The 13,819-nt window shown below is 64.7% G+C and carries 14 protein-coding genes; 9 read left to right on the plus strand and 5 right to left on the minus strand.

The genetic code is table 11. The features are described 5' to 3' along the window. Nucleotides 1-2: 2 nt before the first annotated feature. The 8 genes from VIF40_RS11030 (at nt 3) to gspM (ending at nt 5,995) form a co-directional block, all read left to right on the plus strand. Nucleotides 3-1,208 carry a type II secretion system F family protein gene (locus tag VIF40_RS11030; protein ID WP_331937565.1) on the plus strand — a complete coding sequence of 402 codons (1,206 nt, stop codon included), beginning with the start codon at nt 3-5 and terminating at the stop codon, nt 1,206-1,208. Nucleotides 1,209-1,255: 47 nt separating this feature from the next. Continuing rightward, entirely contained in the window at nt 1,256-1,669 is a 414-nt protein-coding gene (gspG, locus tag VIF40_RS11035) for a type II secretion system major pseudopilin GspG (RefSeq protein ID WP_331937566.1), read from the plus strand. A gap of 85 nt (nt 1,670-1,754) precedes the next feature. Next, nucleotides 1,755-2,201 (plus strand): prepilin-type N-terminal cleavage/methylation domain-containing protein, encoded by a 447-nt coding sequence (locus tag VIF40_RS11040; RefSeq protein ID WP_331937578.1) that lies wholly within the window; start codon nt 1,755-1,757, stop codon nt 2,199-2,201. After that, the gene (locus tag VIF40_RS11045; protein WP_331937567.1) at nt 2,191-2,613 is read left to right on the plus strand and encodes a prepilin-type N-terminal cleavage/methylation domain-containing protein; all 423 of its coding nucleotides are present in this window, start codon (nt 2,191-2,193) and stop codon (nt 2,611-2,613) included. Before VIF40_RS11040 ends, VIF40_RS11045 begins: the two co-directional genes overlap by 11 nt. Before the next feature lie 116 nt (nt 2,614-2,729). Continuing rightward, a complete protein-coding gene (locus tag VIF40_RS11050) occupies nt 2,730-3,497 on the plus strand; it encodes a prepilin-type N-terminal cleavage/methylation domain-containing protein (protein WP_331937568.1) in 768 nt (255 codons plus the stop codon). Beyond that, nucleotides 3,437-4,384 (plus strand): hypothetical protein, encoded by a 948-nt coding sequence (locus VIF40_RS11055; RefSeq protein WP_331937569.1) that lies wholly within the window; start codon nt 3,437-3,439, stop codon nt 4,382-4,384. The genes VIF40_RS11050 and VIF40_RS11055 overlap by 61 nt, the downstream gene beginning before the upstream one ends. Continuing rightward, nucleotides 4,385-5,431, plus strand: a complete 1,047-nt coding sequence (locus VIF40_RS11060) for a PilN domain-containing protein (protein ID WP_331937570.1) — start codon at nt 4,385-4,387, stop codon at nt 5,429-5,431. It begins immediately after the preceding gene. Nucleotides 5,432-5,434: 3 nt separating this feature from the next. Then, a complete protein-coding gene (gene gspM, locus VIF40_RS11065) occupies nt 5,435-5,995 on the plus strand; it encodes a type II secretion system protein GspM (protein WP_331937571.1) in 561 nt (186 codons plus the stop codon). Nucleotides 5,996-6,792: 797 nt separating this feature from the next. Here the strand turns inward: gspM and VIF40_RS11070 are convergent. Beyond that, on the minus strand, nt 6,793-10,071 hold the full coding sequence (locus tag VIF40_RS11070; protein WP_331937572.1) for a beta strand repeat-containing protein: 3,279 nt from the start codon (nt 10,069-10,071) through the stop codon (nt 6,793-6,795). Nucleotides 10,072-10,625: 554 nt separating this feature from the next. Continuing rightward, entirely contained in the window at nt 10,626-11,480 is an 855-nt protein-coding gene (gene modA / locus VIF40_RS11075) for a molybdate ABC transporter substrate-binding protein (protein WP_331937573.1), read from the minus strand. Nucleotides 11,481-12,139: 659 nt separating this feature from the next. On the opposite strand from modA, the gene VIF40_RS11080 reads away from it, so the two are divergent. Continuing rightward, nucleotides 12,140-12,421, plus strand: coding sequence for a hypothetical protein (locus tag VIF40_RS11080; RefSeq protein WP_331937574.1), 282 nt, complete (start codon nt 12,140-12,142; stop codon nt 12,419-12,421). 48 nt (nt 12,422-12,469) lie between these two features. Here VIF40_RS11080 and VIF40_RS11085 read toward each other — a convergent pair whose 3' ends face one another. From VIF40_RS11085 to VIF40_RS11095, 3 genes are all read right to left on the minus strand, one after another. After that, nucleotides 12,470-13,201 carry a TonB family protein gene (locus tag VIF40_RS11085; RefSeq protein WP_331937575.1) on the minus strand — a complete coding sequence of 244 codons (732 nt, stop codon included), beginning with the start codon at nt 13,199-13,201 and terminating at the stop codon, nt 12,470-12,472. An 8-nt stretch (nt 13,202-13,209) separates the two neighbouring features. Then, nucleotides 13,210-13,593, minus strand: coding sequence for a biopolymer transporter ExbD (locus tag VIF40_RS11090; RefSeq protein WP_331937576.1), 384 nt, complete (start codon nt 13,591-13,593; stop codon nt 13,210-13,212). Continuing rightward, nucleotides 13,586-13,819 (minus strand): MotA/TolQ/ExbB proton channel family protein (locus tag VIF40_RS11095; RefSeq protein ID WP_331937577.1); only part of this gene is annotated, 234 nt, incomplete at its 5' end. The genes VIF40_RS11095 and VIF40_RS11090, both read right to left, overlap by 8 nt.

Below are 13,819 nucleotides of genomic sequence, written 5' to 3' on the forward strand. Positions count from 1 at the left end.
TCATGCCGCAGTTCCGCTATCGAGCCGTGACGCAGACAGGAGAAATGGTCGCCGGCGAGGTCGAGGCGGCGACGCGCGAGGAAGTGCTGCGCCGTATCGAATATCTCGGCCATCTGCCGATCGAGGCCGAGGTCGCGTCCAGAAAGACGCTCGGCGCGGCGTCGGCCGCCGGCGGGCGGGCGCCGTCGCGCGATGTGACGATCTTCTTGCGGCAATTGGCGGTGCTCGTCGGCGCCGGCCTCACGCTGGACTCGGCTCTGCAGACGCTGGCGGAGGATACGAGCAAGCCGATTCAGCGCTTCGCGACCGGGCTGCGCTCGATGATCTCCTCCGGCGACAGCTTCGCCGAGGCGCTGGAGCGACACCCGCATATCGTCGACCCCGCCTATGTCGCCATGGCGCGCGCCGGCGAAGCCTCGGGAAAGCTGCAGGCCGTGCTCGGCGCGATCGTCGAGGATCGTGTGCGGCGAGAGCTGCTCTCCGAGCGCGTCGGCTCGGCCATTCGCTACCCGCTGTTTCTCATCGGCGCGGCGCTGCTCGTCCTGTTTTTCTTTCTGCTTTATGTCGTGCCGCAATTCGAGCCGGTGTTTCACGATCTCGGCAATCGTCTAAATGGCGGCGTCGCCTTCGTGCTCGCCGCCTCCGCCTGGCTGCACGCCAATCTCTATGCTTTTCTCGCCACATGCGCAGCGCTCGCGCTCGCGCTGTTTTTCGTCTTCTCGCGGCCCGGCGCGCGCGCCGCGGCAATCGCCGCTCTCGGACGCGTCCCGGGCGTGGCCGGCCCCATGCAGGATTGGCGCACGACGCGCGTCATCGGCGCGCTCGGCCTGCTTCTCGGCAATGGCGTGCCATTGCCGGCGACATTGAAAATCCTGCGCGACGTCGTCGTCGAGCCACGATCGGTCGCGGCGATCGACAAGATTCACGAGCAGGTGCGCAGTGGGCGCCGCTTCTCCGACGCGCTCGCCGAAACGCGGCTGCTGCCGCCGCTCGCCGTCCGCATGTTGCGGATCGGAGAGGAGACCGGCGATCTGCCCTCCATCGCGGGCCATGCGACGCAATTCTACGAGCATCGGCTCGGCGCCGGACTCGATCGGCTCATGGGCGCGATCGGCCCGGCCGCGATCGTCGTCGTCAGCATTCTCGTCGGCGCTCTCGTCACTTCGATCATGAGCGCGCTTCTCAGCATAACGGACCTTGCCCAATGACAGTCTCCTGCATATCGCACCGGGGCCTCCGTCGTATCCGTCGTGGAATGCGCGCCGGCTACACGCTCGTCGAAATGCTGGTGGTGCTCACCATCATCAGCCTGATCCTCGGCCTCGTCGGCCCGCGCGTGCTCAATTATCTCGGCGAATCCCGCGTGAAGACGGCGCATTTGCAGATAGAGAGCTTCGCGTCGGCGCTCGATCTCTTCTACATAGACGTCGGACGCTATCCCTCGTCCTCCGAGGGGCTCGCCGCGCTGGCGCAGCGCCCGAGCGACGTGGACATTTGGAACGGCCCCTATGTGAAGGGCGGCCGCGTGCCCAATGACCCTTGGGGCAAGCCCTATAGCTATCGCTTTCCTGTCGATCATGTTCCGCCTTATGAAATCGTCTCGCTCGGCTCGGACGGGCAGGAGGGCGGCGTCGGCGCGGCGGCGGATATCTCCAATGTCGAACCTTAGAGCGCTTTCCGAACGAACGGATTCGTTCGATCGATCAGAATTCGCGCCAAAGAAGCAAAGCGAGACCGCCATCCGACCCAACGGGATCGGAGGGCGCTCTCGTCGCCGCGCCGGCTTCACGCTCGTCGAAATGATGGCGGTGATGATGATCGTCGCGCTGATCTCCGCTCTCGTCGTCACATGGACCTTCGGTTCTGGCCGACCGACCGTGAAAGCGATCGCGCTCGAGGCGGCCGCGCTGCTGCGGCGGGAGCGGCTCGGCGCCATGTTGAGCGGCCATCCGCGTCATGTCGCGCTCGACGTCTCGGCGCGGGTGCTGATCGGCGAGAGCGGCGGCAAGGTCGCCGTGCCGCAGGATGTGTCGCTCGATCTCCTCGCCGCCGAGGGATCGAATGGCGCTCTGCGGGCGGTCGCGCGTTTCGAGCCGGATGGCGCCGCCAGCGGAGCGGTCCTCGCCTTCGCCAAGGAGCGCGCGCGCTACGAGGTGCGCGTCGACTGGTTCGACGGAAGGGTGTCCATCGATGCGCCGTGACCGACCCTCCCGCCGCGCGGGCTTCACGCTCATCGAGGCGCTGGTCGCGCTCGCCCTGCTGACCGCCTTCTCCGCCGCGCTCGGCCCTCTGCTGTTTCACGCGCGCGGCGCGCTCGCCAAGGGCAAGGGGCGGGTGGTCGCCGCGCAGCTGCTGCGCTCGCTCATTCAGGCCCCGTTCGACCGCGCCGGCGCTCTCGAAACGCGCGAGGGGGAGAGCGGCGGCTTTCGCTGGCGGGTCGCCGCCGAGCCGATTTTTCTCGAGGCGCCGGCTTTCGAAGATGCGTCGCCGGCGCCGAAGGAGGCTGCCGATGCGCGCAAATGGTCGGCCTATCGCGTGGAGGCGCGCGTCGCTTGGGGCTCCGGCGGTCAATCCATGGTGGCGGAGACGATCCGCCTCGCGCTCGCGCCATAGAGCGCTTTCCAATCGAATGGACTCGTTCGATCGAACAGAATTCGCGCCAAAGAAACAAAGCAAGAGCGCCATCCGATCCAGCTGGATCGGATGCGTCTCAGACGGGAGGGCGGATATTGCGAAGCAGGGCAGAGACAGGACGCCGCGCCGGCTTCACCCTCGTCGAGACGCTCGCCGCGCTCGCCGTGGCGTCGTCGATCATCGTCGGGGCGGCGGCGCTCACCCATCATGTGGCCGCTCATTTCGACCACGGTGCGCGCGGCGTGAATGACGCCGAGCGTTTCGCCCTCGCGATGGAGCGTCTTTCGCGCGATATCGGCGCGGCGAGCTATGTCACGCTCGAGCCGGCCCGCGCCCTGCCGCGGCCAGCGCCGCCGCCGTCGCCGGGCAAGAAGCAGGGCGAGCCGCCCGCGTCGGTCGCTTTCGAGGGCGACGGCAAGAGGCTCGTCTTCGTGACCGCCAGCTCCATCGGCGCGCAGGCGGCGCTGGAGGAGATCGTCACGCTTTCCGTCGAGCCCGCGGGCGAGGGCGCGCGCCTCGTCCGTCGGCGCGCGCCATGGCTCGGTCCGCGCGCCGGGCTCGACGCGGGGCAGGCTCGCGACGATGTCGTGCTGCTGGAGGGACGCTTCGACATCTCCTTCGCCTATGCCCGGGTCGAAAAAGGCGTTGCGCGCTGGACCGACATTTGGCGCGGGGAAAGCGAGCTGCCGCGGCTCTTTCGCCTCGATCTGCGCGATCCGGAGACCGGCGAGCGCCTGTCTCCGGGGGCGGAGCTCCTGCTGCGCGCCGACGCGCCGGCCGCTTGCGCGAGCGCCAATGCGCAATGTCTTCCGACGGCAAAGAAAGCGCCGGAGACGCCGCCGTCGCCGCGGGCGCCGACGTGAGGAGCCCGCGCCGCATCCGCTCGCGTCGGGGCGTCGTCCTCGTCGCCGTCTTGTGGACGATCGCATTGCTCTCGGCGCTCGCCATGGCGGCCTCGACGAGCCTGCGCGGGTTCTCGGGGCTGCTGGCGGTCGATCGCGACCGCGTGCAGGCGGAGGCGCTGATCGCCGCTGGCGTCGAGGTCGGCGCCGATCTGCTGATGAAATACCGCGGCCGCCACCTGCTTCCGGTCGAGACGCGCTTTTCCCTGCGAAGCGGCGGCGGACGCGTGCGGATGAGCGACGAGCTCGGCCGCATCGACATCAACAAGGCCCCGGTCGAAACGCTCGCCTCTCTGCTCGCCGGCCTCGGCGCGCCGGATGCCCAGGCCGCGGCGCAGGCCATCGCGCGCTGGCGCCAGCCGGTCGAAGCGGCAGGCCCGAAGCCGGCGCAAAAGCCCGAATCCTCCGAAAAGCGCCATTTCGAGCAGATCTTCACCAATGTCGACCAATTGGCGCAGATTCCCGGCATTCCGACCGAATATGCGCGCCTCGTGGCGCCTTTCGTCACCGTCTTCGGCGAGGAGGCGGTGAACGCCGCGACGGCGTCGGCCGAAACGCTGCGCCTTCTGCCGCAAATGACAGAGGCGCGCATTCAGCGCCTGCTGGCGGCGCGGGCGGCGGGACGGCTCGAGGCGCAGGCGAGCGAGCAAATTCTCGGACCCGCGGCGCGCTACGCGAAACCGGCGGATCACAGCGTCGCACGGCTCGAGATCGCGGTCGCGATCGCCGACGGCTTCGCCTCCGAGGCCGAGGCGATCATCGTCGCGCTGCCCAAGGACAGCGAGCCGTTTCGCATTCTCGCCTTTCGCCAATCGCCCCGGCCGACGGCCTATTCGCAGGGGGAATGAATGCCGCAGCTCGACCTTCTCCTCCGCTGGCTGGATATTCTCGGCGGCCTCGTCCTGCACCTCGGCGCCGCGCGGCGCAATCGCAACATGTTGCGCGTGACGCGCTCGGGCGACGAGATTCTGTTTCGCGCCGGCGCCAATCCCGACGCGCCGCTCCTCGCCGCCACGCCCATCGGCGGCGCGCCGCCGGCGGAGGTCCTGAGCCGCGCGCGCGGCGGCTGCGTCGTGCTCGAATGGCCACAGGAGAGAACCGTCACGCGCACTCTGGCGCTGCCGACGCAAGCGCGCGATTTTCTGGCCGGCGTCGTCGCCAATCAGCTCGAGCGGCTCTCTCCTTGGCCCGTCGGCCAGATACTGCACGGCCACAAAGCGGCGCCTGCCGACGCCGGCCGTTTGACCGTGTGCGTGCTGATCGCACGGAAAGCCGATGTCGACGGCGCGCGCGCCGAGCTCGCCGATATGGGCCTTTCGGTCGATCGCGTCGTCGGGGTCGCCGAGGCGTCCGGGGAGCCCTTGGTCTTCTGGTCGAAAAGCGCGGCGCAGAGCGATGCGGCGCAGAGCCGACGCTTGCGGCTTTTCGTCGGCGGCGGCATAGGCGCCTATGTCACGCTCTGCGCGCTGATCGTCGTGGCGGCGGCGTTCTCCGCGGAAGCGCTTCGAGACGAGGCGGCAACACTCGCGGCGCGCGCCCATGCGCTGCAAAAGCGCGCCGACGCCGGCAAAAACCCCGCCATCGTGGCCGCTCTGCCGCCGCCGGAGCGCGCCTGGATCTGGAAAGAAGCCTCGACGCCCGCCGTCGCTCTGATCGACGCTCTGTCGCGCGCGATACCGGACGGCGCTTTTCTCGAGAGCCTCGCTCTGGAGAGCGGCAAGCTGCGCATCTCGGGCCTCGCCGACGACGCCCCACCGCTCATCGACGCGCTGGAAAAGAGTGGACGCTTCTTCGACGCGCATTTTTCGGCCCCGACGACGCGCGCGCCGGACGGCAGGCTGTTTCGCTTCGGCATCGAGGCGCAGCTCGCCCCCGCCTCGAAAAAGGGAAAATGACCCATGCAGCTCGACTTTGATTTCGAGCTCGATCGCGAACAGAGCCTCGCGCTCGGCGCGCTCGCGCTGCTCGTCGTGTTCTGGGGCGTCGCCGCGGCCTCCAGCCTCGGCTCCTGGAGCGCGGCCGCCGACGAGGCGGCGCAGCGGCGCTCCATTCTCGCGCAGGTGGAAGCGGCGCAGCGCCGCGGCGGCGCGGCCAACGGCAAGGCCGCGATCGCGCCGGCGGCGGCCTTTCTCGCCGCGCCGACGCAGGGGCAGGCGAGCGCTCTGCTGCAAGCCCACCTCACCAAGCTCGTCGGCGCGCAGCATGCGAGCGTCACGACCTCTGCCGCGCAGCCGACGACGCGAGACGACACGCCCGACGTCGTGCGGCTGCGGGCGACATTCGATATCGGGCTCGCGGCCTTGCAGGCTCTACTCTACGAGCTCGAGACGGGCGCGCCGTATGTGTTCGTGGACGGGCTCTCGGTTTCGCCGCAACGCGGCGGCCAGAGCGGCGCAGAGCAGCCGCTCTTGCGCGTCACGCTGGATCTGCGCGCTCTTTGGCGGAGGGCGCAGATATGAGGGGCTTTCTGCTCTCTATCGTCTTGCTTGTCGCCGCTTGCAGCGCCGCCGGCGCCCAAGAGGGGGAGGAACGCGTCAGACCCGATCCTTTGGCGCGCCTCGAATCTGGGCCGCTGACGGAGACGCTGCGGCGGCCTTTGTTTTCGGCAAGTCGACGTCCGCCTCCGCCTCGGATCTCAGCGCCGCCCGTCGAGACGCCGCCTTCGCCGCCGGAGCCTCCGCGGCTCACGCTGATGGGCATCGTGACCGATCAATCGGGCGCGCGAGCGCTCGTAAAGACCGGGCCGCCGACTCGAATGCGCAGCTTGCGGAGAGATGACGAGATCGAAGGATGGCGCGTGATCGAAATTACGCCTCGGCGCATGGTGTTCGGTCGGGACGCGCGTCGTCATGTCGTAGCATTGTTCGCGTCGCCGGCTCGCCCGGCGATCGCGTCTCCTTTACCCGAAGCGTCGGCGTCCGATGGCGACTGAGGACGCCGGCTCGCGACATCGGGGCGAAAGGATACGAGTTTCGGCCAGATACTGTCCAAGCCGCTGGAATCAGCAATAGCCTATCTAAATGTCACATTGCGCGCGGCCGAGCGGCGTGCGTCATCTTCGCTTCTTGAAAATCTAGCGCGTGCTAGATTTTCAAGAATTGTCGTTGATAGCATACTTGCGATTCATAACACGCGGGCCAGGGGCAAATTGCGTCGGCGGTTCTACGCCCTCGCCGCGTAAGCCGTGTCATTCTCACACACTCGTCGCATCCATAAACAAAATTTGCGACAAACCGCGTTTTCTGATGGAAGCGGTTCACTGGGCTTTCGGCGCGGGCGCGAGATCCCTGCTATTGGGACCGAGGTCGAAATGCTGTCCATCGACCTCGATGCTGCGGATGCGCGCGCGATAGCCTTCCCCGGGCGAAGGGGCATGGGTCTTGCGCGCGCCGCCCGCAATCGCCGCGGACGCAAGGCGCGCCGGCGCGCGGGCGGCTGGAAGCTGCGTCTGCGTCGACTCCTGGCCCGTGAGATTATCATCGATATTCGCCGAGGCGTTGGCCGAGGCGACCGCGGCTTTGCCGGCCGCTGTCGAGGCCGCCGCATTCTGTCGCTTCGTCGCGGCGACTTCCGCGGCGTTGGCGATCACATTGCCGGCCGCCGCGGCCGTCTGCTGCGTCGCAGCGCGCTGCGCCGCGGCGCGCTGCGCGGCGGTGCGCGCCGCCGCCTTCTCGTCACGATAGGTGTTGTTGGTGACTGCGCCCGTGCTGGTGTTGCTGCCGATCAGCGATCCGCCGCCGTCGTTCACGGTTCCAATTGCGCTGGAGTTGCTCACCGTGCCGATGCTCAGCTGAGTGGAGCCGTTGAAGCCGATCAGGCCGCCGACAGCGCTCACTCCGAAGACGTCGCCCGACGCAAAAGCATTGCTGACGCCGCCGAAATTTGCGCCGACAAGTCCCCCGACCTGGTTTATTCCTGTCACATTGCCGCTGGCGGACACGTGGTCGAGCGTGCCGCCGTTCGTTCCCGCGAAGCCGCCGGCCTGTTGTCCTGCGGTGGTGTTCGCGGCGGGGCCGCCGACATCCTTCGCCGTGACATCTCCACTGGCGATGGAGTTGCTGATGACTCCGCCGGCGGCGGCGCCGGCGAAGCCGCCGACGGCATATTGCCCCGTCACATTTCCGGTCGCGCTGGAGCCGGTGATCGTCCCGAAATTGGTGCCGACCAACCCTCCCACCTGGGTGTAGCCGAAGACATTTCCGGAAGCGCTCGAATTGGTGATCGAGCCTGATCCCAATGCGGCCAGTGTCGAATTGAGGACGAGGTTGCCGCCGACCAGACCGCCGACGTTCTGACTGCTGTTGACGGCGTTTCCCGTCACATCGCCGCTCGCGTAGGAACTGTCGATCTTTCCGCCGTAATTATAGCCGACGAGCCCGCCGATATAGTTGCCGGGTCCCGAGACATCACCCGTCGCATAGGAGTTGACGACCGTGCCGATATAGCTGCCGTTCACCCCGTTCTGGCCGACCAGCCCGCCGAGGGCGCTGCCGTCCACGACTCCGCCGTTGTTCGCGAGGACGGCGTCGGTTGCTCCGAAGGCCACATCTCCCGTCGCATAGGAGCTTTTGATCGTACCCCCGGTGTTGAGCCCGACGAGGCCGCCGAAAGCGGTGCGCACCGTGCCGGCGGGAGCGGTACGGGCCGTCACCTCGCCCATCGCATAGGAATTGCTGATGACGCCATTGGTCGCGCTATTGGCGTAGTTCGCTCCGACCAGGCCGCCGACGTTGGTCCAGCCGGAAACTTCCACATTGGCCCAGGAATCGGCGATATATCCATACTGATTGCGTGCGACGAGGCCGCCGACCGGCGAGGTGCCGGCAACCGTGCCGGTCGCATAGGCGTTACTCACAATGCCCCAGCTGAGCCCGACCAGCGTCGCGGCATAGCCGGCGCTCATATAGACATTCGCTTTGACGAGGCCGATATCGCGCACCGTCGCCGATGTCGCGGAGGAGGAGCCGAGCGTGCCGATGAGCGCCGCGAAGCCAGTCGCGGTGGTGTCGTTGATGATCAGATTGCTGATCGTATGGCCGAGGCCGGCCAGCGTGCCGGTGAGCGTGCCGATCACGGCTTTGGAATAGGTCGTGCTGGAGGCGTCGATATCCTGCGCCAACGCATAATATCCGGTCGCTGTTACGCTCGCATAGGCCGCCAGATCGGCCATGCTGTGAAACAGCGTGTAGGCCTTGCCGTTGATCGCGAGGCTCGCGCTCGTCCCGCTCAACGTCACCTTCGCGCCATTGTCGATGTCGACATAATAATTGGTTCCCGAGGTCGCGCTGCCGGCCGAGGCGTAATTGCCGTAATTCAGCACGAGGCCGGCGCTCGTCCCGGTCGCGGTGACCGGCGCGTTGACATAGATGTTGTTTGTCGCATTCAGCGTCAGCACCGTATTGCCCGACCAGCTCACCGCGCTGTTGACATAGATGTTGCCATCGGCGCCGCGGCCGCTCGTCGACGCCAGTGTGATATTATTGTTCGCGAGCAGGCTGCCGAGCAGCGTTCCCGTGATGTCGCCATTCGTCCCGATGGTGAATCCGTCCGGATCGACGGTCCAAGTCCCCGTCTCTCCGAAGGCGGCCGCCGTGGTGACCAGCGCGCCGTCTGCGATCGTCACCTTGTTTCCGGAGGTCTCGATCGTTCCGCCCTTGCCGCCATTGGGCGCGGAAGCGTCCAGCGCGCCGGAGACCTTGGTCGTCCCGCCCTGCGCCAGCAGCTTGATCTTGCCGATCTTCACGCTTCCCGTGGATGAGGAGCCGCCGGTGAGATCGGCGAGCGTGCGCGCCTGGATGATTCCGCTATTGTTCACCTGCGCCGAGAGCACCGCATCGGCGGCCTTCGCCGTCATCACGACTTGGCCGCCGTCGGCTTTGATCAGCCCTTTATTCTCGACGAGGGCGTCATAGGTTCCCTTGTCGATCGTCACATCGAGCAGGGAATCGCCGCTGAAATTGAGCGTGATCGCATCGCCCGAGGCGAGCGCGATGGTTCCCAATTTGGCGTTGATCGTCCCTTCGTTGGAAACCGTCTTGCCGAGCAGAGCGACATAGCCGCCATCGGCGGCGTTGATCGCGCCCTTATTGACGACGGCGGCGGACGAGGAGCCGGAGAAAGTGTAGTTGCCGGCCATGAAATTGGAATTGGAGATATCGAGCGTCGAGGCGACGAGGCCGCCGACATTCACCTGCGCATCCTTGGTGAACATGATGCCGTTGGAATTGACGATGAACACCTTGCCATTGGCGTTGAGCGCGCCGGCGATGATGCTCTGCTCATTGCCGACGACGCGGTTGAGCGTCACCGACATCGCAGTGGGTTGGAGGAAATTGACGGTCTCGCCCACGCCGATCGAAAAGCCCTGCCAATTGATGATGGCGCGATTGGTCGATTGAACGACATTGGTGACATTGGTCGTGGAGGAGATGGTCGCCGCGCCGTCGACGACGACGCCGCCCGTCGGATTGGCGAGCGCCCGAGGCGGCGCCAGCAGAGCGGCAATCGCGGTCATCGTCGCGAAAGACGCTTGCATGCCTCGCGCGCGATCAGAAAACGGCGGACGGCCGACCCCTTGCAATGGGGATGTCGCGGCGCGTGACTTGCTCTTGTTGGGAATCATCGGGGCGTCTCGGGATTTCGACAATATGTAGCTGTGTTATATTATGAATAACAAAGCCTCAGTCAATTACAAAAATCAGCTCCGCGTGAGATTCGCGTGACAGCCATGGTGCGGGGACACTAGTGATCGAGGGCATATCGGAGTCGCGAAAGCGTTTGCATCTATTTCGGGCGGCGCTGGGCCGATACTCAACCATCACGCAGGCATTTGCCTGTTTCGAAGTCAGCCGTCGACGCATTTTAATTCAACCGGGGGCGCGGATTTTTTACGTAAATATAGTGTAGATAAATTGCCCGGCGGCGCGCGTCGATTGTCGAGGTCTTCGCGTTCACATAGCTCGCGCCATTTCGGCGTGGCGGCGTTTCGCTGAGACTCGACGCTAAAAAGCGCCGCCGTAGCTCGACCACGACGGCGCCTCTCGTCTCTCGCGACCGCTCCGAAACCGCAGGCGGTTCTCCCTGAGCCGATTACGGGAGCAGGTAGCAATATTGAGTGATGTAGCCTTGAGCCGTCGATCCCGTCAGATAGCTGATGAGATTGGCGAGCACAGTGTCCTGGGCGGTGGTGCGGCTGCTATTCACGACGCCGACCGCATTCTGGACGATTTGACTGTACGGATGCGTTACGTCACTATACGGATATTCTTTGTATGAATAGGTATTTCCTGTCGCATTGAAGGTGTAGGTGCTCGTCGAAGCATCATATCTGCAGACCTTCGATTTCGCGATGAAGCCTTGCTTGTTGGTGCCATTCGCCACGGCCGTATAGGTGTTGTCGATATTGGTGGCAAAAGACACGTTGCAGCACGGGAGCGAGCCCGATGATATGCTCCACGGAGATTGCGACAGCACGGTGCTGGCGGCGACGCCGTAAGGCGCTTTGCTCGGGTCGGCGATCACCAGACTGTGGGGGAAGCTGCCAGACACCAGCGATTCGAGGCCCGCGCTGACATTCAGACTGGAACCGGCGTTGGTGGAGGACCATAGTAGAATTTCGCCCTTGGCGTAGGTGAACGGCGTGCCGGTCGCCCATCCGGCGGACGCGACGGTCGCAGGATATGATGTGTCGGCAGACAAGAACAGATCATATCCCGGGCTGTTGCCGGACGTGATAGCGGTGGTGATGACGCCCGAGGATGCCGAGGTGATGACGAAAGTGTCTCCCGGATAATCGCTTTCGAAGGCGGACTTGATGTCGCCCAAGGTGCCGGCGAAATTCGCCGCCACCGCCACGTTGATCGACGTCGCATTTGCCGACGAGTGCACAGTCAGTGTGAGAAACGACACGCCGAGGGCCAGGACGGCGCTATATTTGCTAGGCATATTGCTACCTCTCTCGCGATAAAACGCTCGCGACGACGCTATGCGCCGCCGCGGAATTGCCCAATATGTTTTGTAATTGCCCGGGTGCGGCAGATTTATCTGTCGCTATCGAGCGTGATATAACTACGGTACATTACCGATATCCGTCAAGATGAGTTTGTGGGCAAATTTACAACATCGGGACGACAGCCTCGCTCGGAGTCCGGGGCGGCAGGACTAGCGCTCCAGTGAGAGATTTCGTAACAACCTTCCGCATTTTGGCGAGCGCTGAATGAGACATTTCAAGGTTTTTACGTGATTATCTGCTACCGTGCTCATCCTATGTTGACTAGCGCCGCGCAGCATAACGCTATTACAGTATATTTGTATTATGATATTTTCTTTACATTCAAAATATTACTTGTGATTTTTCGCCATATGCGACAGAGTATTTATTTCAGACCTCGCTCGTCGAGCGCATATGCGAAACTGCTGTCGAATAGAATGCTCGCAATATTGCAGACCGTCAGCGCAGGCGCCGGTTCGCACGGCAGATGACGCCCGCTATTTCTGTTTTTGCAGGGACGCCATAACATATAACAGCGCTGTATATCGTTTTGGCGCCTCGGCTTTCGAGAGACGTGATAAAGGCGGCCACGCCTTTAGCGTCGAAGCGATTCGTGAAGAGGGAGATCGAGGCAAGAACAGCAGGAACTCGCTGTTTTGCCACGCCTGATGAAAGCCGGGCTCGACGACATTTTGTTGATGCGTTCACGGCGTCCCAAGCCGCCTTGTCGCTGACGCCCGCGGTTTTCATGGCCCTTGTGATGTTGCCGGTCCTCCGCCACAGCTTCGAGCGCCTCGACTCGATCGCTCCCGAGAAGGAGCTTTTCGTCACGACGCAGCGCCAAAACGGCGCCGATCGGTTGCTGGCGGCTCGAGCCTCGACCCTTTTCTCGTGACCGGAAGATCGCGCGAGATTCGGCGCCAGAACGGCAGCGCGGCCGACGTCAGCGCTCGGGACCGAAGACCACATCGATCGCGAGATCGATCGGCCGTGGCGGCGGGCTGAACGGCGCGCTCGCATGAACCGTCCGCATCGCGGCGGAGTCGAGCTGCGACTGTCCGCTGCTCGAAGCCACTTTCACGCTGTCCGCTCGAATCTGTCCCGTGGCCAGAATGAAGAACGACACTTTCGTCACGCCGCGCCACGCCGCGCGCCGCCCTGCCTCCGGGTAGACGAGCCGCCCATGAATCTTCTTCGACATCTGCTTCACATAAGCGCGAAGCAGCGTCTCCTCGGACACCTCGCGACGCGCGATCGTGCGGGCGACCTGCTGCTCCTCGACGCCATCGACCTGCGTCGCGCCGACCGGCTCCGGCTTCGACTGCTGCTGCGCCGGGGTGGCGACCGCATTGGCCTGAGCCGGCGCGCCGTCCGCCGCCTGTTCCAACGGCTCGACGGGCGGCGTCTGCTTCGCCTGCACGGCGTCCCGCGCGCTCTGCTGCGTCTGTCCCGCCGTATCCTGTTGGACCTTTTCGTCGGCTTGCTCATCCGAGACGAGGCCATTCATCTCGAAGACGAGCGTCGATCGATCGTCTTCGTCCGGCTCGGCGCGGGCGAGAAGAAACGGCAAGGTGAGGGCCGCATGCAGGGCGAGCGAGATCGCGAGGCCGTGATAGATCGTGAAGCGCGTCTTGGCTACATTCGCCGGCAGGATCGCCGCTTGCAGCGTCATCATGGCGTCTCCTATTTGCCTCCGGCCTTGGTCTGAACCGAGACCCTGGTGAAATTCGATTTTTTCAGAACGTCGGCGACATCGATGAAAGTCTGGAACGTGATGGCTTTGTCGGCGCGAATGAGAAAGGCGGTCTCCGGCGCCAGGCCCGCGAGACGGCCCGGCAGCTCCTCCTTCGTCGCCGCCTTGCCGTCGAGATAGATGCCCCCGTCAGCAGTGAGCTCGATCGTCTTGTCTTTCTGCTTTTCGACCTGCGACTGCGTGGCGTGCGGCAGCGAAACGGGAATACGCCCCGTCGCGATGAAATTCGCCGTCGTCAGCACCATCGTGAGCAACACCAGCATGACGTCGACCAATGGAATGACGTTGAGCGTCTCGAAAGGCTTCTCATCCATTGGCGATCTCCCATTTCAGCATCAGCACTTTCGCTTTTCGCTGAAGGGCGTTGTAGGAGACGACCGAGAGCAGCGCGACGACGAGGCCGATCGCCGTCGCCTTGAGGGCGAGCGCGAGGCCGGCCATGATCTTGCTCGCATCGGCCGAGGCGTCGAGGCCCATATTGTAGAAGGTGAGCATGATGCCGAGCACCGTGCCGAGCAAGCCGATATAGGGAGCGTTGGA

The sequence above is a fragment of the Methylosinus sp. genome, assembly GCF_036560965.1.
Taxonomy (GTDB): Bacteria; Pseudomonadota; Alphaproteobacteria; order Rhizobiales; family Beijerinckiaceae; genus Methylosinus.

What these genes read in the sequence shown, in the direction of transcription:
- VIF40_RS11045 (WP_331937567.1), top strand. Translation starts at nt 2,191, where the DNA reads ATGCGCCGTGACCGACCCTCCCGCCGCGCGGGCTTCACGCTCATCGAG.
- VIF40_RS11055 (WP_331937569.1), top strand. Translation starts at nt 3,437, where the DNA reads ATGTCTTCCGACGGCAAAGAAAGCGCCGGAGACGCCGCCGTCGCCGCG.
- gspG (WP_331937566.1), top strand. Translation starts at nt 1,256, where the DNA reads ATGCGCGCCGGCTACACGCTCGTCGAAATGCTGGTGGTGCTCACCATC.
- VIF40_RS11090 (WP_331937576.1), bottom strand. Translation starts at nt 13,593, where the DNA reads ATGGATGAGAAGCCTTTCGAGACGCTCAACGTCATTCCATTGGTCGAC.
- modA (WP_331937573.1), bottom strand. Translation starts at nt 11,480, where the DNA reads ATGCCTAGCAAATATAGCGCCGTCCTGGCCCTCGGCGTGTCGTTTCTC.
- VIF40_RS11030 (WP_331937565.1), top strand. Translation starts at nt 3, where the DNA reads ATGCCGCAGTTCCGCTATCGAGCCGTGACGCAGACAGGAGAAATGGTC.
- VIF40_RS11060 (WP_331937570.1), top strand. Translation starts at nt 4,385, where the DNA reads ATGCCGCAGCTCGACCTTCTCCTCCGCTGGCTGGATATTCTCGGCGGC.
- VIF40_RS11070 (WP_331937572.1), bottom strand. Translation starts at nt 10,071, where the DNA reads ATGCAAGCGTCTTTCGCGACGATGACCGCGATTGCCGCTCTGCTGGCG.
- gspM (WP_331937571.1), top strand. Translation starts at nt 5,435, where the DNA reads ATGCAGCTCGACTTTGATTTCGAGCTCGATCGCGAACAGAGCCTCGCG.
- VIF40_RS11085 (WP_331937575.1), bottom strand. Translation starts at nt 13,201, where the DNA reads ATGATGACGCTGCAAGCGGCGATCCTGCCGGCGAATGTAGCCAAGACG.